The sequence below is a fragment of the Lysobacter sp. HA18 genome, from assembly GCF_054057595.1.
Window position 1 is genome coordinate 3,024,172 of sequence record NZ_JBSRZL010000001.1, and the last position, 20,310, is coordinate 3,044,481.

Sequence of the window (20,310 nt, forward strand, 5' to 3'; positions counted from 1 at the left end):
AGCGAACACAACACGGGGCTCGTTGATAGACACAGAGCCGTCCGGCGCTGTGTCGGCACCAACAAAACGCCGTGCCCGGAGCGATCCGGGCACGGCGATTTACATCACGGCTCGTAACAGCACGCGCCGGACGGAAGCGCACCGAACCTGCAATGCGCGTGCACGCGGCAGCCGCTGGCCGGATTGCTGAAGCTCAGCGCCTGCACCGAGCCCGCGACCAGCGCACCGGCCACCACCATCATCACCATCGCGGTCTTCATCTTCGCTTTCATCGTTCGTTCCTTATCGATGCGACGGCATAGCGCGCGTCCGTGCGGCGTACGACCGTCAAGAGGTGATCCACCTCGTCCCTGGTGTTGAGTTCGCCCGCGTGCGCATACGCCACGCGGCCGTCGCGATCGACGACGACCAGCAGCGGAATGACGTGCACGCGGAACAGCGAGCCGATCCTTGGCGTGGATGGCACGATCGGAAAATCGAAACGTTGTTCGTCCACGTAGGTGGCGCGTTCGGATGCGGACGCACGACTGATGCCGATCAGCTCGACCGCGCGATGCTCGCGCTGCAGCATCGCGTCGAGTTGTCGCAGCGTCGGTGCAGTCGCGCGACAGTGCGGACACCAGGGTTCGAAGAAATACAGCACCTGAAGGCCATCGCGCGGCTGGCCGAGTGTGTGCGCAGCACCGGCGGCGTCATGCACCGCGATGTTAGGCATCCAGTCGCCGACGTTCGGCCGCGCGGATTCATCAATGAACGCGACGAACTGCGATCGCAGCGTGCGGTTCTGCACCGCGAGCGTCGCCACGAGCGCGCAAGCGACCAGCAGTACCACGGTGAGAAGAGCGTCCTTGCGCATGCGGCTTCCTGGCGAACGTCACTGCCCGGAGCAGTGACCTGCCAGAACAACGCCTCAATTACGTGCGGGTTGACGCAACGAGTGCACGGCCGACGAACGGCGCGTCAACCGCGAATGCTCACATGCGATTCGAAGCGACCGTAACTCGCGCAACGCCACACCAGATCGACATCACCAGCCCGGCATCTTCGACGTATCGATTCCGCCCACTTCGAACACCGCCGTCTGCGCGGGCGCACCCTTCAGCGGAACGGTGATCTCGAGCGTCTTCGCCTTGCCGACGGTGCGCCACAACGCGCGCTCGTCCTTGATGAACATCGCGATCGCTTCCTTCGTATTCGGACGACTTCCCGCCATCGTCTTCGCGACGCCGTCGACCTTCATCTTCAGCGCGCAACCCGAATAGCAATTGAAGTCGCCGTTATCGAGTACGAGATAACTGCTGCGTCCCCACGACGGATGGTCGCGGAAGATCAGACGCACGTGCGTGCTGCCGGCGCCGGTATCGATCGCGTTCTTCGAATAGATCGAGGCGTTGAGCTGCTTGCCCTTGCCGACCGGCGAGGTCTGGTACGACCACAGGCCGGCAAGGCGTGCCGACTCGTTCTGTTCGTCCGCCTTCGATTTCGCATCCGCGCATTGCGTCGCGAACTTCTTGACGACGTCGCTCTGCGGATAACGGAACTCGAGCACGTCGCAGGTCGCGTGTGCCAGCGTCCAGTTCGATGCGGCGATCTGGCCTTCGAGCTGCTTGGCCATGTCGGCCGCTGCAACGGCGTCCTGCTGCGCCTTGGCGTTGGCCGCAGCATTCGGATCGGGTGCCTGCCCGCACGCGGCGAGCATCAGCACCAGCACGGACGGAAGGGCGCGCATGCGACGCATCGTTCGGTCTCCTCGACAGTGGGCGTCGACGATACCAGCCGCGCGCCGACGCAGCGTCAGTGCTTGGCGCGCAGGCCCGTGAGCAGGCGACGGAACCACGTGCCGCTCTGCACTTCGGGCGAGTCCGGGCATTGCACGAGATAGGCACGGCCCGTCATCGAACTCTTCGATGCGGCGAGGTCGATGAACGATTCGGTGCTGGCGATCGCATCGCGACGCACGAGGTAGTCGTACTTGTCCTGCAGATGCGCGCGCGCCTTGTGCGCGTCGTACCAGCTGCCGTTGCGGTTGAAGCGGCAACCGGAATGGTCGAGCGCGTCGAACAGCTGCGTGATCTCGTGCTGCACAGCCGGCGGCGGCGCGGCGAACGCGGTGGATGCAATGGCGGACAACACGACCGACAGGACGATGCGACGCATGGTGTCTCCTCCCGGCGGCGCCGGCATCGCGACTTTAGGCGGGCGTCGCTGAACCCCGCATACGCGAAAGCCGCCGACCTTGCGATCGACGGCTTCCGGTGACTCACACAGTGACGGTTACTGCGCCGTCTTGCCGCCCTTCGCATTGGCGATCACCTGCTCGACGCTGCCCGAGGTGATCGGGTGGTAGCCGGCCTTCGCCTTCGCGTAGATCTGCTCGGCCAGCTGCAGGCCCTGCGGCGTTTTCACCAGCTCGCCGTAGGTCGGCATGATCAGCTTGCGACGGCCGACGCGACCGAGGAACTCGGCGATCGCATCGTTCGCCTGCGTATAACCGCTGCGCACCGCGAGCGGATACCAGCGCTGCGCGATCTCGCCGTTCGGCGTGCCGGTGAAGTGGAATACCGAGTCGAGTGCGGCGAGCTGTTCCGGCTTCATCACCGGCGGCAGGCCTTCGATGAAGTGCACGTACTCGAACGTCGTCCACTTGGAGATGGACGCGGCGTCCGGCAGCTTGCCGGTGTCGATGTAAGCCTTGCGGATAGCATCGACCGCATCGAAGCGCGGGCTCGTCACCTGCGGCGCGGTGGCCGGGATGCCGGGCTCGTGCAGCCATGCGTCGAACTCGGCCTGCGTGACCTTGCCCGGATACTTGTCGAGCAGGTTGGCCTTCGCGTAATCGGCGAACTGCTCGGTGGTGATCGACTGGAACGAGAAGTGGTCGAAGTAGCCGCGCAGGAACGCGTCGAAGTCCTGTCGACCGAAACGCGTTTCCAGGAATTCGGCGAACCACGCACCCTTGGTGTAGACGGTGCCGGTGAGGTTGTCGTCCGGATCCTTCAGCACGCCGGCCTTCACTGCGAGCGGCTGCAGGTCGAGGTTCGCGTTGGTGAACTCTTCCTTCAGTTCGTTGCGCGCGACGATCTTCTCCATGTCGGCGCGCTCCTTGCCGTAGAGCTGTTCGACGATGCGCATCTCGACGTAGGTGGTGAAACCTTCGTTGAGCCATGCATCGCGCGAACGCGCGAACGTGACGAGGTTGCCCGACCAGCTGTGCGACAGCTCGTGCGCGATGAGCGAGACCAGCGACTTGTCGCCGGTGATCGCCGTCGGCGTGGCGAACGTCAGGCGCGGGTTCTCCATGCCGCCGTACGGGAACGACGGCGGCAGCACGAGGATGTCGTAGCGGCCCCAGCGATACGGGCCGTACAGCTTCTCGGCCGTCGCCATCATCTTTTCGGTATCGGAGAACTCGTTGGCGGCCTTCGGCGCCATCGACGGCTCGGCCCACACGCCCGAACGCGGGCCGGTCGGCTTGAACACCAGGTCGCCCGCCGCGATCGCGAGCAGGTACGACGGAATCGCCTGCGGCATCTCGAACGAGTAGTCGCCGTCGCGCACGGCCTTGGGATCGTTGTTGGCGCTCATCAGCACCATCACGTCCTTCGGCGAGGTCACGTGCGCGGTGTAGGTGAAGCGCACCATCGTCGTGTCCTGCAGCGGCACCCACGAACGCGCGTGGATCTGCTGCGACTGGCTGAACATGAAGGGCAGCTTCTTGCCCTCAGTCATCTCCGGCGTCAGCCACTGCAGGCCCGACGCGTTCGGCGACGTGTGGTACGTGATGCGGATGCGCTTGTTGCGCTCCGGCGCGGCGATGGTGAGCGCGCTGCCGAGGATCTTGTCGGCCTGGGCTTGCACGAAGGTCAGGTCGCGCCAGTTGCCGTCGGCGCGTTCGCCCACGACCTTCTCGATCGTGATGTCGCGCGTGTCGAGAACGAGCTTGCCCCACTTCGGGTCCAGCCAGTCCAGCGTGTAGGTCGCGCTGCCCGACAGTTCCTTCTTGTCGAAGTCGACGTTGAGTTCGAGCGCGAGGTCCTTGGTCTTGACCTTGTCGGGCTCGGCATAGGAATGCTCGTCCGGTCGCGTGGCTTCGGTGTTGGTCGCGGCCGGCGCGGTGGTCGCCGGCTTGGCGGACGCGGTGTTCGCGTTGTCGCGGCGGCAGCCGGCGGCGAACAGGAGACCGGTCAGCGCGACGCCGAGCACGGTGAAAGTAAGCAGGGGGATCGGTCGCATCGTGGGGTCCCGTCGGAGAACCGGCCGAGTGTACTGCGGGTCGTGTCACCGGGCGCCCGACTTCCGGCACGGGTGATCGCGACCGCATTCACGCATCCTCGCGCGCCGCTTTCCCCTCCGACCGATGCGCATGCACCTGCCATCGGTCATGCCGACGCGAGCTAAACCCCGGTGCACCGTGCAGCATCTGCTGCATGACGCCTAACCCGAGTCCCCGATGACGCTTCGCACCGCCCTCGCCTTCGCCGCGCTGTTCCTCGCCGCGCCCGTCTTCGCCCAGGACGCCACCCGCGTTCCGCATGTCGAGGGCGGCATCGTCATCGACGGCGTGCTCGACGACGCGGGCTGGTCGCAGGCCGTGCCCGTCGATCTTCCCTACGAGATCTCGCCGTCGGACAACACGCCGGCGCCGGTGAAGACCACGATGCGCATGGCGACCACACGCGACGCGCTGTACCTGTCGTTCCATGCGCTGGAGCCGAACCCGAAGGACATCCGCGCGCACCTGACCGATCGCGACGGCGCCTTCAACGACGATTTCGTCGGCGTGATGCTCGATACGTTCGACGACCACCGTCGCAACTACGAGTTCTTCGTCAACCCGCTCGGCATCCAGATGGACCTGATCCGCGAGGAAGCCACGGGCAACGAGGACGACTCCTGGGACGGGCTGTGGACCAGCGCCGGGCGCATCACGCCCGAGGGTTACGACGTCGAGATCCGCATTCCGTTCTCGACGCTGCGCTTCCGCGACAACCCGGGCCCGCGCACCTGGGGCGTGATCGCGTTCCGCAACTATCCGCGCAACATCCGCCACCAGCTCGCCAACGTCGTCGTGCCGCGCGGCGGCAACTGTCTGCTCTGCCACACCGCGAAGGTCGTCGGCATGGAAGACGCGCAGCAGGGTCGCAGCCTCGAGATTGTGCCGACGCTGACCGTTACCGATTCGCAGCAACGCGACAGTCGCGACGGACCGTGGCATGGCGACGGCGTGCAGATCGAGCCGGGCGTCGACGTGTCGTGGGCGCCGTCGCCCAACCTCACCTTGAACGCGACGATCAATCCGGACTTCTCGCAGGTCGAGTCCGACCAGGCGCAGCTGGATCTCACCAGCAACTTCGCGCTTTACGTGCCCGAAAAGCGCCCGTTCTTCATGGAGGGCGCGGACTACTTCAACACGCCGTTCCAGGTGCTCTACACGCGACAGATCGCCGATCCCGACTTCGGGCTGCGCACCACGGGCCGCACCGGCAGCGGCGCGTTCGGCGCGTTCGTCGCGCGCGATTCGATCACGCAGTTGCTCGTGCCCGGCGTGCTCGGCTCGAGCTTCGAAGTGCTGGACGAGCCGACCAACGTATTCGTCGGCCGCTATCGTCATGACCTCAACGCCAGCACCAGCCTCGGCGTGATCGCCACCGCGCGACAAGGCGATGACTACCGCAACGACGTGATGGGCGTCGACGGTCGCTGGCAGTCGGGCAAGAACACGATCATCGCGCAGCTGCTGCGCAGCGCGTCGGACTACCCGACCGAGCTCGGCTTCGACGACACCACGCCGAAGGGCAACGCGTTCCGCGCCGAGTACATGTACGACAGCCGCAACTGGTCGCTCGATACCTGGCACGAGCAGGTCGACCCCGGTTTCCGCGCGGACCTGGGCTTCATCGGCCAGGTCGGCTACGACAAGTCGCTGCTGGGCGGCTCCTACAACTGGCACTTCGACAACGCGAAGATCACGAAGGTGCAGCTGTATTCGGACTTCGACATCACGCATCGTTTCGACGGCCAGCTGCTGGAGCGCGAACTCGAGGCGCAGCTGTCGGTCAACGGTCCGTGGCAGAGCAATTTCGGCATCCACGGCCTGACGCGTACGCGCTTCTGGAACGAGCAGATGTTCGACGAGTCGTACGTGCGCCTGTTCGCGAGCATGACGCCGCGCTCGGGCCTGCAGGTCGGCGCGACATTCCGCCAGGGCCCGCAGCTCGATCTCGCCGCATCCCGTCGGGGTGAGGGCCGCTACGTCGACGTGTACGGCAACTTCGCCTTTGGCCGCGGGCTGAGCATCAATACCGACGTCTTCCAGCAGAGCCTGCGTCGTGACGGCGGCACCGCGTTCGAAGCCACCGTGTTCGACCTGCGCTTCGGCTGGCAGTTCGATCCGCGCCAGCGCCTGCGCATCGCCGTGCAGGGCAGCAACGTCGACAAGGATCCGACGCTGTACGTCGATCCGGTCGAGCGCCGCTCGCGCGATGTCGGCGCGCAGCTGATCTATTCGTACAAGGTCAATCCGCGCACCGCCATCTACGGCGGCGGCACCATCGGCGGATTCATGGACGACGAGAATCGCGACATGTTCGCGAGCACGCGCGGCGTGTTCGTCAAGCTGAGTTACGGCTGGCAGCCGTAACGTCGATCGATGCGCATAGCGAAAGAGCCGCCCATCGAGGCGGCTCTTTCGTTTAACAGGTCGGTGTTTCGACTACGCGTCGGCGCAGCAACTACGCGCGACGGTCAGGCCTTGTAACCCGTATGGATCGCGACGATCCCGGCCGACATGTTGCGGTAGTTGGTGCGCACGAAACCCGCGCCATCCATCATCGACTGCAGCTCGCGCTGCGCCGGATGCTTGCGGATGCTCTCGGCGAGATAGCGATAGCTGCCTTCGTCGCCGGCGATCATCGCGCCGAGCTTGGGCAGCACGTTGAACGAGTGGAAGTCGTAGATCGGACGGAACCACTCCGCGGTGACCTGCGAGAACTCGAGCACCCGCGCCTGTCCACCGGGACGCAGCACGCGATGCATCTCGCGCAGGCCGGCTTCCTTGTCGGTGACGTTGCGCAGGCCGAACGCGATGGTGACGAGGTCGAAGCTACCATCCGGGAACGGCAGCGCCTGCGCATTGCACTGCACCCAGTCGAGACCACGCACCAGGCCGCGATCGGTCAGTCGATCACGACCCACGCGCAGCATGTCGCCGTTGATGTCGCCGACCACCACTTCGCCGGTCTCGCCCACGCGATCCTTCAGCAGCACCGCGATGTCGCCGGTACCACCCGCGAGATCGAGCACGCGATCGCCACGCTTGGCCTGCGCCGTCGCGACGAAGTAGCGCTTCCACAGGCGATGGATGCCCAGCGACATCAGGTCGTTCATCACGTCGTACTTCGACGCGACCGACGAGAACACCTCGCCGACGAGCTTCTGCTTCTCGCCGACGGGAACGTCGCGATAACCGAAATGGGTGGTGCCGGGGCGCGGGTCTTCGCTCATGCGGCGATTATCGCACCCCGGCCGTCGCCCTCAGGTGCCGACCGCGAAGTCGTTCTCGCATTCGGCGCAGCCCAGCGTCTCCAGCGCGATCGACATGGCCAGCGTGTAGCTCTGCGCCTCGTAGCCGTTCACGACCGCCACCCGCGGGCCGGCGCCGGCGGGAATCACCGGGTCGGGCCGGTCGAAGCTGTCCGTGTGGACCTCGATGTAGGGCACGTCGAGGTGACCCAGGGTCTGATGCAACGGCCCGTTCGCGGCGGCGAAGCCCGGGTCGAGCAGGATGATGTCGGCCTGCCCGCGGTCGATGCGCGACAGGCGCTCGACGAGCTGCTCTTCGGTATCGCAGCGGTACTGCAGCAGCGCCTGCCCCGCGCACTGCGCTCGTTCGGTGAGGCCAGCCTCCACGGCCTCGATGGGTAGTCGGCCCTCCGCCTTGTCGGGCCCCTGAATCATCACGATTGCCATCTTGTCTCTCGCTCGTTGTCTGGGTCGGCATGCGGTTGCGTCAATGCACCACCTGCATGGCCGACCCTAGGCATCGCGATGTGCACACGACATCGAAGCGACGCGGGAATCGCGGTGATTCAGCGCGGTATTCATGATTTCGACAGCGACGGCATGAAGAGTTCAGTCCCGACGTGCGCGTTCGTTACGTGCGTGTGGTCGTCGGCGTCGTGTTTCGGTTCGCGAATGACATACCCGACGATGCGTGTTGGCTAGAGCGCACAACCGGATGTCGTCGTTGTCCGCAGGTCTTCGACCATCCTGTCGTCCGCAAACGGAGAGGAGCCCGCACGGGATCACGCGTAACGGGCCAGCCGGCCTCATCCGCCCGACGTGCCCGATGACGCTTCGATGACACCGTCGCTACACCCGCCTTTGCATCGTCGGGGGACGGAGGATTTCGATGTCGGTACACCACGTCAATGGCGTCGAGGCGCTATCGCTCAGCAAGGCCGCGGACGATCTGATCGAGGAATGCCGCATGGTCCTGCCCGGCGTGCAGGCGCTGTTCGGTTTCCAGCTCGTCGCGGTCTTCAGCGAGCGCTTCGACACCGCGCTCAGCCACGGCGAGAAGATGCTGCACCTGGGCTCGATCGGCCTGGTGGTGGTCGCGATCGCGCTCATCATGACGCCGGCCGCGTACCACCGCCTCACCGCGCCCGACCGTATCAGCGCGCACTTCCTGCGCCTGTCGACGCGCCTGCTCATGGCCGGCATGCCGCTGCTCATGCTCGCGCTGGTGCTCGACGCCTACCTCGTCGGCCGCCTGATCGATGGGCCGCATACCGGCACCGCCATCGCCATCGCGCTGCTCTGCGTGTTCGTCGCGCTGTGGATCGTGCTGCCTCTGGTGAGCCGACTGCTGAAGCTGGATCCCTCCGTATCGAAGTGACCGCGCGTCAGAGGATGTAGCGCGACAGGTCCGGGTCCTTCACCAGCTCGCCGAGATGCGCATCGACGTACGCGCGGTCGATGGTGATTGCATCGCCGCCACGATCCGGTGCTTCATAGCTCAGCGTGTCGAGCAGGCGCTCGAGAACGGTGTGCAGGCGACGCGCGCCGATGTTTTCCTGGCGCTCGTTCACCAGTGCGGCGAGTTCAGCGAGGCGGTCGACCGCGTCCGGCGCGAACACCAGATCCACGCCTTCGGTGCGCATCAGTTCAACGTACTGGTAAGTGAGCGACGCGCGCGGTTCGGTGAGGATCTTGACGAAGTCGTCCTTGCTCAGCGACGACAGCTCGACGCGGATCGGGAAACGGCCTTGCAACTCGGGGATGAGATCGCTCGGCTTCGCGAGGTGGAACGCGCCGGACGCAATGAACAGGATGTGGTCGGTCTTCACCGAGCCGTACTTCGTGCTCACCGTCGAACCTTCCACCAGTGGCAGCAGGTCGCGCTGCACGCCTTCGCGCGAGACGTCACCGCCGGTCGCACCGCTTTCGCCGCGCTTGGCGATCTTGTCGATCTCGTCGATGAAGACGATGCCGTGCTGCTCGCAGGCTTCGATCGCGGCGTCGCGCACGTCGTCCTCGTCGACCAGGCGCGCTGCCTCTTCCTCGATCAGCTGCGTGCGCGCGGACGAGATGCTCATGCTGCGGCGATGCGTCTTCGCACCCGCGACCTGCGAGAACATCTGCCGCAGCTGCTGGCCCATTTCCTCCATGCCCGGCGGCGCCATGATGTCGACGCCGACGTTCACCGCCGTCTCGATCTCGATTTCGCGTTCGTCCAATGAGCCGGTGCGCAACTGCTTGCGCAGCTTGGCGCGCGTGGCCTCGTACTTCTTCTGTTCTTCGGCGTCGTCGTCGTGCGCCTGCGTGTCCTCGAAGCCGAACACCGGACCCTTCTCGCGACGCGGCAGCAGCGCATCGAGGATGCGGTCTTCCGCGCGTTCCTCAGCCTGCGTGCGCACGCGCGTCTTCGCCTGTTCGCGATACATCTTCACCGACGTGTCGGCGAGGTCGCGCACGATCTGCTCGACGTCCTTGCCGACGTAGCCGACTTCGGTGAAACGCGTCGCCTCCACTTTGACGAACGGCGCGTTCGCGAGTGTGGCGAGGCGCCGCGCGATCTCGGTCTTGCCGACGCCGGTCGGCCCGATCATCAGGATGTTCTTGGGCATCACCTCGTTGCGCAGCTCCGGTTCGAGCTGCATGCGCCGCCAGCGGTTGCGCAGCGCGATCGCGACCGCGCGCTTGGCGTCGTGCTGGCCGACGATGTGGCGGTCGAGTTCCTGCACGATCTCGCGCGGGGTCATGGTGGCACTGGTGGTGTCGGGCTTCACGGGCATGGGGTTCGCAATGAGGTGGCGGTCGACGATCGGCGCGGTGCGCTCAGATCTCTTCGACGACGATGTTGCGGTTGGTGTAGATGCAGACGTCGCCGGCGATGTTCAACGCCTCGGTGACGATCTCGCGGGCTTCGAGCGTCGTATGCGCCTGCAGTGCACGCGCGGCGGACAGCGCATACGGCCCGCCGGAACCGATCGCGACGATGCCGTCTTCCGGCTCGATCACATCGCCAGTGCCGGACACGATCAGCGAGGTTTCCTTGTCGGCGACGCACAGCAGCGCTTCGAGCTTTCCGAGGCGGCGTTCGGTGCGCCAGTCTTTGGCCATTTCGACGGCCGCGCGCGTGAGCTGGCCGTGCTTTTCGAGCTTGGATTCGAAGAGTTCGAACAAGGTGAACGCATCGGCGGCGGCACCGGCGAAACCGGCGAGCACCTGACCATCGCGACCGAGCCGGCGCACCTTGCGCGCGTTCGCTTTCATCACGGTGTTGCCGAGGGTGACCTGGCCGTCGCCGCCGACGGCGACATGGCCATTGCGACGTACCGACAGGATGGTCGTCGCGTGGAAGACGTTGGGATTCTGACTGGGGTCCATGCGGGCTCCGGAGCGGACCGCATGCGCGGTCGGTTACCGGCGGCGCCGGCGTTCACCGGAGATGAGGGTCGCCCCTGCGGTGTTCAAGCGCCGTCGTCGGGCACGTCCGCCTTGCGCCGGCGCGCGCGCGGGTGCGCGGCATCGTAGACCTTGGCCAGGTGCTGGTAGTCCAGGTGCGTGTAGATCTGCGTGGTCGACAGGTCCGCGTGGCCGAGCAGCTCCTGCACACCGCGCAGGTCGCCGGATGATTCGAGGATGTGGCTGGCGAACGAGTGCCGCAGCATGTGCGGGTGCACCTGCTTGAACAGGCCCTGACGTTCGGCGAGCTGGCGTACGCGCAACTGCACCGCACGCGTGGTGATCGGTGCGCCCGCGCGGCCGGGAAACACGGCGTCGTCGGACTTCGCGCCGTTCGACGCGCGCCAATCGCCGAGCGCGGCGCGGGCGTGCGAACCGATCGGCACCGTGCGTTCGCGCTTGCCTTTGCCGTGCACGGTGACGAGGCTGTCGTCGAGGTCGATCTGCGCCCAGCGCAGGCCGCAGAGTTCTGATACGCGCAGGCCCGAGGAATAGAACAGCTCGAGCAACGCGCGATCGCGCAGGCCGAGCGGTGCGTCGATCGGCGTTTCGACCAGCATCTTCGCTTCGTCGGGGTCGAGCACGCGCGGCAACTTGCGCGCTGCCTTCGGTGCGCGCAGGCCGGCGACAGGATTCGCGGCGATGCGGCCATGCCGCAGCATCCAGCCGAAATAGCTGCGACATGCGGACAGTCGACGCTGCAGGGTCTTCGGGGCGCAGCCTCGACGATGCTCGTCGGCGATGAATGCGCGCAGGTGTTCGCCGTCGAGCTGTTCGATGGCCACTGCGTGCGTCGCCGACCACGCGGCGAGTGAGCTCAGGTCGCGGCGGTACGCGTCGAGCGTGTGCGCGGAGACCTGGCGCTCGCCCGCGAGATGCGCGAGGAACGCATCGACGGACGCCGACGTCGCGACGTCCGCGGTGGGCAGGTCAGTCGACATACCTCGACAGCGCCGCGCCGAGCGACTCGCCCATCATGCGCAGGAACAGCGTGCCCATGCCGGGATAGAAGCGGTTGGGATCGCGACTGGCGACCGCGATCATCGCGAAGCCCTGCGCCGAGAACAGCGCGGTGGACTGCGCATCGTCGACGCGATCGCCGTACAGCACGTCCTGCTTAGCGGGTTGCAGGCGGCCGCAGAGCGGTTCGTCGCCGGCCAGGAAATCCGCGAACGGCTTGAAGCGCATGTCGCCGGGGCCGATCACGTCCAGCCAGTCGCCGGCTTCGACGCCTTCGATGGGCTTGAGCAGCACGATGCGCACGAGATCGCCATTGAAATCCTCGGCGAGCGACGCGGCCATCGCGCGCAGCGTGTCGGCCGCGTTGGTCTGCCGCATCAGGCCCAGCGTGAGCTGGTGGATGCGCACCGACAGGCGTTCGTTTTCCTGCGCGTTCGCGAACAGTTCCTGCAGTCGGCGCGTGAGTTCGCGGTTCTTCTCGCGCAGCACTTCGAGCTGGTAGCTCGCCAGCGACGCGGCCGGGCCCGATTCGCGCGGCACCACCAGCGACGCGGCGAGGTCGGGGAACTGCCGCAGGAACTCGGGATGCCGCCGCAGCCACGTCGCGACTTCATGCGCGCCGAGTTTTTCGGTGGTGTCAGTCATTCGAGCCAATCTCCTTCGAAAACGAATGCGGCCGGACCGGTCATCGCGACGGATGCCGCGTCGTCCGGCCACTCGATGCGCAGGGTGCCGCCGGGCAGCGCCACGTCGACCGTGCGGTCCACCCAGCCGCGACGCATCGCGATGACAGCTGCCGCACAGGCGCCGCTGCCGCAGGCGAGGGTTTCACCGACGCCGCGCTCGAACACGCGCAGGCGCAGATGTGTGCGATCGACGACCTGCGCAAAACCGACGTTGACCGAATCGGGAAATGCGGCGTTGGCCTGCAAGGCGGGGCCGAGTGTTTCGACTGGTGCGTCGTCGACATCGTCGACGCGGATCACCGCGTGCGGATTGCCCATCGACACCGCGGAAAAACGGATGGCATGACCATCGATATCGACGCCGTATTCGTCCGCGGCCTCGAAACCCGCAAGCGGAACATCGGCCGGATCGAAGCGCGGGCGCCCCATGTCCAGGCGCACGTGATCGCCATCGACGAACTCGACGGCATGCCGGCCAGCGGGGCTGGTGACGTCGAAACGATCCGCAAGCGGCTCACCACGTGCCGACGCATCATGACGCAGCCACGCCGCGACGCAGCGCGCGCCATTACCGCACTGGCCCGCCCGGCTGCCGTCGGCGTTGAAGATGCCGTAGCGCGCGACGACGCCCGACGTATCCGCAGGTTCGATGGTCAGGATCTGGTCGCAGCCGATGCCGGTGTGGCGGTCGGCGATGGCGCGGCACAGCTCCGGCGACGGCGCAGCGCGGCCGTCGCGCAGGTCGAGCACGACGAAGTCGTTGCCCGCGCCGTGCATCTTGGAAAACCGCATGGCCTTATCGCTGCGGCGTCGGGCTCGGCGGCGGCGGCGCGTCGCCCGCGTCGGTGCCATTGCCCTGCGGCGGCGTCGCGTGCTGCGTGTCGTTGAGCGTTTCCGGGGTCGGCGGCGTGGCCGGCGGCGACTCCACGGGCGGCGCCTGTTCCGGCGGCGGCGCGGTCGGCAACACGAGCGGGCCCTTGTTGCCGCAGGCGGCGAGACCGAGGGACAGGAGGGCGACGACGAGGATTCGAGGCTTCATGCCGCGAGTGTAGCGCGAGGCCGCGATGCGCCCGTGCTCAGGCCGACGCGGGCATGGCCATCGCGGCGTCGCCGCGGCCTCGAAGCGCGCGGCGCACGGCGAACGCGATCGGCAGGCCGAACAGCAGCGTGTGCGAGGCGAGGTCCAGCGCCGTCGACAGCGGCTTGAAGGTGACCGGTCGCGGGTAGGCCGACAGCGGCAGCACCACGAGCCGCATGACGAAAAACACGACCGCGCCGAACACGATGCCGGCGACCACGGGATGCGCGACCAGCGCCGGCAGGCGACGCGCGGCAGCGAGGAACACGAACGCCCAGATCAGCGCGAGCGCGAAGTGCGAGACCAGGCCGATCGCGGCGGTCGTCATGCCGCCGTCGTAGGCCGCGTTGCCGAGCCAGCCGCTCGCGATGGTCTGGAAAACGCGCACCGGCCCGACGCCGTTGGCGCCGGCGAACGAGAGCGCGAACAGCAGGTCGAGCAGGCCGGCGATCAGTCCGCCGATGACGACTGGACGCATGGACGACGTGGACATCGGGCACTCCGCAGGCGGTGGCGACGGTGCCGACACCCTGCCATCGCATCGCGCACTGCGGCGACCGTGCGTCGGCCGCCGCAGTGCGTTATCGCGTTACTTCGTCGCCGGTTCCGCCACGCCAAGTCGATCGAGCGCGAACGCGTACATCTCGGCGAACTCGCGATAGCGGCGGAAGCGTCCGGACTTGCCGCCGTGGCCGGCGTCCATGTTGGTACGGAACAGCACCGGATCGTGCGAGGTGTTGAGATCGCGCAGGCGCGCGACGTATTTCGCCGGCTCCCAGTACTGCACCTGCGAATCCCACAGACCGGTGCCGACGAACATCGCGGGATACGACTGCTTGGTCAGGTTGTCGTACGGCGAGTACGTGACCATGTAGTCGTAGAAGTCCTTCTTCTCCGGGTTGCCCCACTCGTCGTATTCGTTGGTGGTGAGCGGAATGGTCGGATCGAGCATCGTCGTCACCACGTCCACGAACGGCACCTGCGACAGGATCAGGCGGTACCTGTCGGGCGCCAGGTTCGAGATCGCGCCCATCAGCAGGCCACCGGCGCTGCCGCCGTACGCGGCCACGCGATCCTTCGCGGCGTAACCGTCCTTCACCAGTGCGTCGGTGACGTCGATGAAGTCGGTGAAGGTGTTCTTCTTGTTGAACAGCTTGCCCGCGTCATACCAGCGACGACCCATCTCCTCGCCGCCGCGGATGTGCGCGATCGCATAGACCATGCCGCGGTCGAGCAGGCTCACCACCGGCATGTTGAAGCCGGGATCCATCGACATGCCGTAGCTGCCGTAGCCGTACTGCAGCAGCGCAGCGGTGCCATCCTTCCTGAAGCCCTTGCGATAGACGATGGACACCGGAATCTTCGTGCCGTCGCGCGCGGTGGCCCACAGGCGTTCGGTCGTGTACTTCGACGAGTCGTAACCGATCACGGCCTGCTGCTTGAGCAGGTTGCGCTCGCCGTTGCGCGTGTTCACCTCATAGGTCGTCGCCGGCGTCGTCAGCGACGTGTAGGTGTAGCGCAGCCAGTCGGTCTCGGGCTCGGCGTTGGTCGCGAGGCCCATGCTGTACGCCGGCTCGTCGGCCTTGACGTAGTCCTGCGAACCATCGGCCTTGAGCACGCGCAGGCGCTCAAGCCCGTCCGAACGCTCGGCGATGACCGTGAAGTCGCGGAACATCTCGAACTCTTCGATGAAGACGTCGTCGCTGGTGGCGATCCACTGCTTCCACTCCTTGCGCGAACGCGCTTCGGTCGGCGCGGTCATCAGCTTGAAGTTCTTAGCGCCGCCCTCGTTGGTGCGGATCACCCAGCGACCGGCGTAATGGTCGGCCGTGTATTCGACGTCGCGCTCGCGCGGTGCGAACACCGCGAACTCGCGCGGATCATCGGCCGGCGCGAAACGCATCTCGTCGGACACCGTGCTGCTCACCGATATGCAGATGAACCGATCGTCGCGCGTGCGATCGATGCCCATGTAGAAGCTGTCGTCCTCTTCCTCGTAGACCACCGGGTCCTGCGCGACAGGCGCACCGAGCACGTGCTTCTTGACGCGCTTGGTCAGCAGCGTTTCCGGATCGTTCTCGATGTAGAAGACGGTGCGGTTGTCGTCGGCCCAGACGATGTCGGTCGACGCGTTGCGGACCTCGTCGGGGTACACCTCGCCGGTGTCGAGGTTCTTGAAGCGGATGACGTACTGGCGGCGGCCGACGCTGTCGTCGGCGTAGGCGAGCATGCGGCCGTCCTGGCTGACCGCGTAATCGCCGACGCTGTAGTACTCGTGGCCGTGCGCGAGTGCGTTGACGTCGAGCAGCACCTGTTCGTTGGCGAAGTCGCCGGCGTCGTTCGCCTGCTGGATCGATGCGGCGCTGATGCCCTGTGCATCGCGACGACGCGCATGCACCGGGTAATCCTTGCCGGTCTCGAAACGCGAGTAGTACCACCAGCCCTTATCGCGATAGGGCACCGAGCTGTCGTCCTGCTTGATGCGGCCAACGATCTCGCCGTACAGCCGATCCTCGACCGGCTTGAGCCGATGCATGTAGGCGTCGACGTAGGCGTTCTCGGCCTTGAGGTAGGCGAGCATCTCCGGGTTCTTGCGCTTGTCGTCGCGCAGCCAGTAGTACTCGTCGTTGCGCTCGGCACCGAATGGCGCTTTCACGGTATGCGGCTTCTTGGCGACGTCGGGCGGTGCGGGCAGGTCGGCGGCGTGGGTGGTCGTGGTCATGAGCGCGAAGGCCAGGAACGTCAGGAAGGCGCGCATTGTGCGTGTCCTCGTGGAAAGAAAAAGCCAAGGCCGCCCGGAGGCGGCCCTGGAATCGGTCGATTACGTGGCGACGCTCACCGGGTGCCGAGCGTGGTCCAGAGGAACGTGAAGGCCAGCGCGCTCATGTGCGCGGCCTGCGCGTTGTTCGCCGAGCCGCCGTGGCCGCCTTCGATGTTCTCGTAGTAGCGCACGTTCTTGCCGGCATCGAGCATCTTCGCGGCCATCTTGCGCGCATGGCCCGGATGCACGCGATCGTCGCGCGTGGAGGTCATGAAGATGGTCGGCGGATACGTCTTCGCCGGGTCGAACAGGTGGTACGGCGAGAAGTGCTGGATGAAGTCCCAGTCCGACGTGTCCGGGTCACCGTACTCGGCCATCCACGACGCACCCGCCAGCATGTGGCTGTAGCGCTTCATGTCGAGCAGCGGCACCTGCACGACGACCGCACCGAACAGCTCCGGGTACTGCGTGAGCATGTTGCCCATCAGCAGGCCGCCGTTGCTCCCGCCCTGGATGCCGAGGTGCTTGGGCGACGTGACCTTACGCGCGATCAGATCCTGCGCGACCGCCGCGAAATCCTCGTACGCCTTGTGACGATTCGCCTTCAGCGCGGCCTGGTGCCAGCGCGGGCCGTACTCGCCGCCGCCGCGGATGTTGGCGACGACGTACACGCCGCCCTTCTCCAGCCAGCCCTTGCCGACGCCGCCGGAATACGCGGGCGTCAGCGATACCTCGAAGCCGCCGTAGCCGTAGAGCAGCGTCGGCGCGGTGCCGTCGAGCGTCATGCCCTTGGGATGCACGATGAAGTACGGGACCTTGGTGCCGTCCTTGCTCGTCGCGAAATGCTGTTCGATGACGTCCTTCGATGCGTCGAAGAACGTCGGCATCGTCTTCAGCACTTCGGGCTTCTCGCCGAGCGTGGCGCGCGACAGCGTGGTCGGCGTGAGGTAGTCCGTCGCCGTCAGCCAGACTGCATCGCTGTCGTCGGGATCGACGGCGGTGACCTCGAGTGTGCCGAACGTGGGCGCGCCGACGAATGCACTGCGCGTCCAACCGTTCGCACCCGGCGTCAACACGCTCAGGCGGTTCTTGACGTCCTCCAGCACGTTGAGGACGACGTGGTGGCGCGTCCATGTCGCGCTCGCGAGCGAGCTGTGCTCGTCGGGCTCGAACAGCACGTCGAAGTCGCGCTTGCCGGCCATGAAGTCGTCGAACTTGGTCGCGATCAGGCTGCCAGATTTGTAAGTCTTTCCGCCGGCCTCGTACGGATCACGCAGTTCGAGCACCAGCCATTCGCGATGCACGGACTTCTGCGCGGAATTCGGCGCGTCGACCTTGACCAGGCTGCCGTCCTTGCGACGCAGGTACAGCTCGTCGTTGTAGAAGGCAATCGTGCGGCTGACGAAGTCGCGTTCGAAACCGGGCGTGCTGTCGTGCATCGCCGCGATGTACATGTCGGCATCCGTGCCTTCGTACACGACCTTGGCCGACGCCAGCGGCGTGCCGCGCGTCCATTCCTTGACGATGCGCGGATAGCCCGACGGCGTCATCGTGCCGGCGCCGAAATCGCTGTAGACATAGGCGTGGTCGATGTCGATCCAGTCCATGCCGCCCTTGGCTTCGGGGCGATAGAAACCGTCGGTGACGAAGGACTTCGTGGTGAGGTCGAACTCGCGCGTGACGTCCGCGTCCGAGCCGCCGTTCGACAGCGCAAGCAGGCAGTGGCGGTAGTCGGGTTTCAGGCAGTTCGCGCCGTGGAAGACCCACTTCGCGTTCTCGGCCTTGTTGAGCGCGTCGACGTCGAGCACCGTTTCCCACTGCGGGTTCGGCTTGCGGTATTCGTCGAGTGTCGTGCGACGCCAGATGCCGCGCTCGTGCTGCGCGTCCTTCCAGAAGTTGTAGTAGTAGGCGCCGAGTTTTTCGACCGCGGGGATCTTCGCTTCGGAATCGAGGATCGCGCGGATCTCGCCTTCGAGCTGCTTGAACTCGGGCGTGGTCGCGAGTTCGGCTTCGGTCTTGGCGTTGTGCTCGCGCACCCAGGCGAGCGGGCGATCGCCGGTGACGTCTTCGAGCCAGAGATAGGGGTCGGGGGTTTGCACGGCGGCCTCCTGCGCGCTCGCGGCGCTCGCGGTGGCCAGTACGGCAGTGAGGACAATGCCAGTCGTACGTCGTGTCATCGCGTCGCGGGTTTTCGGGAAAGCCCGGACGCTAGCACAGCCGCAGGACGCCGCTGCGCGGCAGGGATCACGCCGCGCGGCGCGTCTCCACGCGACGTGCCGGACGCGCCCGACGTCGCGCCTGCGGCTGCGTGCGACGCGATGCGACGGCGATGGCCACCGCTTCCGGTTCCATCGCGCGGCGCGGCAACGCAAAGCCGTGCAGGCCCCACCACGCGACCGCCGGCATGCCGACCAGCCACATCGGCAGCCAGCCGAACGCGGACATGCCGCGCGCGGCGGGCAGCAGCGTCACCAGCACGGCGCCGATGGCGAGCGCGGTGCACAGGACTTCGTCGAGGACGGACATCGGGGTGCGGGCTTCGGTCGTCATGGCGGCAGCGGCAGTGGACGGGTCTGCACCATCGACGCCGCGGGTCTCATGGGCTGCGATGCCCGGATTGGGTCGACGGACGGCGCGATCGCGAACCCCGAAAAGCAGATCGCCACGCGGGCGAACCTGCGTGGCGATCGTGTGTGTTGTATTGCGCACGGGATGAGGCGTCGTCGTCAGCGCCCGTACTTGCCCAGCGACAGCTCGAGATGCGTGATCGCCTGCTGGCGCAGCGCGGCCGGCTCGATGATCTCGGCGTCCGCGCCGTAGTGCATGACGTCCATCAGCAGCTCGCGCTCGGTGCTGTAGGGCACCTTCAGTTCGAAGCGGCCGTCGGGCAGGAAGCGGCCCTGCTGCTGCGAATGCCAGTGCTCGTCGGCGACCCAGCGCGCGGCCTTGGGCGAGAACACGATCGTGGCCCAGCCCTTCGGCGCGCCGCTGAAGATGCCGTAGCTGGACGACAGCTGGCGGTCGAGTTCCTCGTCCGGCACGTCGCGCGCCGCGTCGTCGGAGACGCGCGCGCTCTGGATGCGGTCGACGGCGAAACTGCGCAGCGCTTCGCGCTCGTGGTCCCAGGCGTCGAGGTACCAGTTCTCGCGGTAGTGCGTGAGGCGCTGCGGCGACACGGTGCGGCGGGTCTTCTCGTCGGTGGAACGCGCGCGGTAGTCGAACACCAGCTGGCGGCGGTCGAGCACCGCGGTGGCGACGTTGCGGAAGCTGGCTTCGTCGAGGCGACGGCGGCGATGCGGAATGACGCGAATGCGCTCGACCGGCACGCGGCGTCCGCCGGCATGCTCGCCGAGCAGCTTCTCGATGCGCTGCTGCAGCGGCGCCAGCGCGTTCGACAGCACGCCGCCGCCCGAGCGCACGAGCAACTGCTGGGCGGCGAGCAGCGAGTAGAGCTCTTCCGACGACAGCCACAGCCCCGGCAGCTCGAAGCGCGTGCCGTCGCTGTGGTCGTAGCGGAAACCCGCCTCGCCGTTGCCGACGACGGGCGCCATCAGGTAGTCGCGCAGGTAGGCGAGGTCACGGTAGACCGTCGCGCGCGAGCACTGCAGCTCTTCCTGCAGGCGCTGCACCGTGACCGGATAGCGCGAGGCGCTCAGGATGCGGTGCAGGGCGTGGATGCGTTCGATGCGTTCCATTCGGGCTCGAGGTCGTGGGGGCCGGGGCCGATGCCAAGCATGGCACTGCCCTCGCACCAGCGGCTAGGGCCGGTCGGGGCGCAGTCTCGACGCGGCGGTCGTCGCGGGATGTGAAACGGGATATGAAACAGGGAGCGGCGGCGCCGTGGCTCTCGGGCA

Annotated in this window: 20 protein-coding genes; 2 read left to right on the top strand and 18 right to left on the bottom strand. The window is 66.6% G+C overall.

Going from position 1 to position 20,310, the window contains the following annotated elements; genetic code table 11:
- Positions 1-104: 104 nt before the first annotated feature.
- From ACVWWW_RS14730 to ACVWWW_RS14750, 5 genes are all read right to left on the bottom strand, one after another.
- Entirely contained in the window at positions 105-272 is a 168-nt protein-coding gene (locus tag ACVWWW_RS14730) for a hypothetical protein (RefSeq protein ID WP_155914082.1), read from the bottom strand.
- A complete protein-coding gene (locus tag ACVWWW_RS14735) occupies positions 269-856 on the bottom strand; it encodes a TlpA disulfide reductase family protein (RefSeq protein WP_027081744.1) in 588 nt (195 codons plus the stop codon). The genes ACVWWW_RS14730 and ACVWWW_RS14735 overlap by 4 nt, the downstream gene beginning before the upstream one ends.
- A gap of 171 nt (positions 857-1,027) precedes the next feature.
- Complete coding sequence (locus tag ACVWWW_RS14740) at positions 1,028-1,729, bottom strand: hypothetical protein (RefSeq protein WP_155914081.1); 702 nt, start codon at positions 1,727-1,729, stop codon at positions 1,028-1,030.
- Between the two features lie 65 nt (positions 1,730-1,794).
- Complete coding sequence (locus ACVWWW_RS14745) at positions 1,795-2,157, bottom strand: YfeK family protein (protein ID WP_036140975.1); 363 nt, start codon at positions 2,155-2,157, stop codon at positions 1,795-1,797.
- A 117-nt stretch (positions 2,158-2,274) separates the two neighbouring features.
- Positions 2,275-4,233 carry a M1 family metallopeptidase gene (locus ACVWWW_RS14750; protein ID WP_027081741.1) on the bottom strand — a complete coding sequence of 653 codons (1,959 nt, stop codon included), beginning with the start codon at positions 4,231-4,233 and terminating at the stop codon, positions 2,275-2,277.
- A 217-nt stretch (positions 4,234-4,450) separates the two neighbouring features.
- On the opposite strand from ACVWWW_RS14750, the gene ACVWWW_RS14755 reads away from it, so the two are divergent.
- Positions 4,451-6,640, top strand: coding sequence for a carbohydrate binding family 9 domain-containing protein (locus ACVWWW_RS14755; protein ID WP_027081740.1), 2,190 nt, complete (start codon positions 4,451-4,453; stop codon positions 6,638-6,640).
- 104 nt (positions 6,641-6,744) lie between these two features.
- On the opposite strand, the gene ubiE is transcribed toward ACVWWW_RS14755, so the two are convergent.
- Both ubiE and ACVWWW_RS14765 read right to left on the bottom strand, forming a co-directional pair.
- On the bottom strand, positions 6,745-7,503 hold the full coding sequence (gene ubiE / locus ACVWWW_RS14760) for a bifunctional demethylmenaquinone methyltransferase/2-methoxy-6-polyprenyl-1,4-benzoquinol methylase UbiE (RefSeq protein WP_027081739.1): 759 nt from the start codon (positions 7,501-7,503) through the stop codon (positions 6,745-6,747).
- A gap of 30 nt (positions 7,504-7,533) precedes the next feature.
- Positions 7,534-7,968, bottom strand: coding sequence for a type II 3-dehydroquinate dehydratase (locus ACVWWW_RS14765; RefSeq protein ID WP_081671907.1), 435 nt, complete (start codon positions 7,966-7,968; stop codon positions 7,534-7,536).
- Between the two features lie 442 nt (positions 7,969-8,410).
- Between ACVWWW_RS14765 and ACVWWW_RS14770 the strand changes: the two genes are divergently transcribed.
- Positions 8,411-8,899 (top strand): DUF6328 family protein, encoded by a 489-nt coding sequence (locus ACVWWW_RS14770; protein ID WP_051234633.1) that lies wholly within the window; start codon positions 8,411-8,413, stop codon positions 8,897-8,899.
- 7 nt (positions 8,900-8,906) lie between these two features.
- Here the strand turns inward: ACVWWW_RS14770 and hslU are convergent, their stop codons facing one another.
- The 11 genes from hslU to ACVWWW_RS14825 form a co-directional block, all read right to left on the bottom strand.
- Positions 8,907-10,265: an ATP-dependent protease ATPase subunit HslU gene (hslU, locus tag ACVWWW_RS14775; RefSeq protein ID WP_027081737.1), complete on the bottom strand. Its 1,359-nt coding sequence runs from the start codon at positions 10,263-10,265 to the stop codon at positions 8,907-8,909.
- A 76-nt stretch (positions 10,266-10,341) separates the two neighbouring features.
- On the bottom strand, positions 10,342-10,893 hold the full coding sequence (gene hslV / locus ACVWWW_RS14780) for an ATP-dependent protease subunit HslV (RefSeq protein WP_027081736.1): 552 nt from the start codon (positions 10,891-10,893) through the stop codon (positions 10,342-10,344).
- Positions 10,894-10,976: 83 nt separating this feature from the next.
- Positions 10,977-11,912, bottom strand: coding sequence for a tyrosine recombinase XerC (gene xerC, locus ACVWWW_RS14785; protein ID WP_051234630.1), 936 nt, complete (start codon positions 11,910-11,912; stop codon positions 10,977-10,979).
- A complete protein-coding gene (locus ACVWWW_RS14790) occupies positions 11,902-12,576 on the bottom strand; it encodes a DUF484 family protein (protein ID WP_027081734.1) in 675 nt (224 codons plus the stop codon). Before ACVWWW_RS14790 ends, xerC begins: the two co-directional genes overlap by 11 nt.
- On the bottom strand, positions 12,573-13,409 hold the full coding sequence (dapF, locus tag ACVWWW_RS14795) for a diaminopimelate epimerase (RefSeq protein ID WP_027081733.1): 837 nt from the start codon (positions 13,407-13,409) through the stop codon (positions 12,573-12,575). The genes ACVWWW_RS14790 and dapF overlap by 4 nt, the downstream gene beginning before the upstream one ends.
- A 4-nt stretch (positions 13,410-13,413) precedes the next feature.
- Complete coding sequence (gene lptM / locus ACVWWW_RS14800; protein ID WP_036140973.1) at positions 13,414-13,656, bottom strand: LPS translocon maturation chaperone LptM; 243 nt, start codon at positions 13,654-13,656, stop codon at positions 13,414-13,416.
- 37 nt (positions 13,657-13,693) lie between these two features.
- Complete coding sequence (locus tag ACVWWW_RS14805) at positions 13,694-14,188, bottom strand: hypothetical protein (RefSeq protein WP_051234626.1); 495 nt, start codon at positions 14,186-14,188, stop codon at positions 13,694-13,696.
- 96 nt (positions 14,189-14,284) lie between these two features.
- Positions 14,285-16,453: a S9 family peptidase gene (locus tag ACVWWW_RS14810; protein WP_027081732.1), complete on the bottom strand. Its 2,169-nt coding sequence runs from the start codon at positions 16,451-16,453 to the stop codon at positions 14,285-14,287.
- 77 nt (positions 16,454-16,530) lie between these two features.
- Positions 16,531-18,633, bottom strand: coding sequence for a prolyl oligopeptidase family serine peptidase (locus ACVWWW_RS14815; protein ID WP_027081731.1), 2,103 nt, complete (start codon positions 18,631-18,633; stop codon positions 16,531-16,533).
- A gap of 67 nt (positions 18,634-18,700) precedes the next feature.
- Entirely contained in the window at positions 18,701-19,006 is a 306-nt protein-coding gene (locus ACVWWW_RS14820) for a hypothetical protein (protein WP_027081730.1), read from the bottom strand.
- A gap of 176 nt (positions 19,007-19,182) precedes the next feature.
- Positions 19,183-20,151 carry a helix-turn-helix transcriptional regulator gene (locus ACVWWW_RS14825; RefSeq protein WP_027081729.1) on the bottom strand — a complete coding sequence of 323 codons (969 nt, stop codon included), beginning with the start codon at positions 20,149-20,151 and terminating at the stop codon, positions 19,183-19,185.
- Positions 20,152-20,310: the final 159 nt, after the last annotated feature.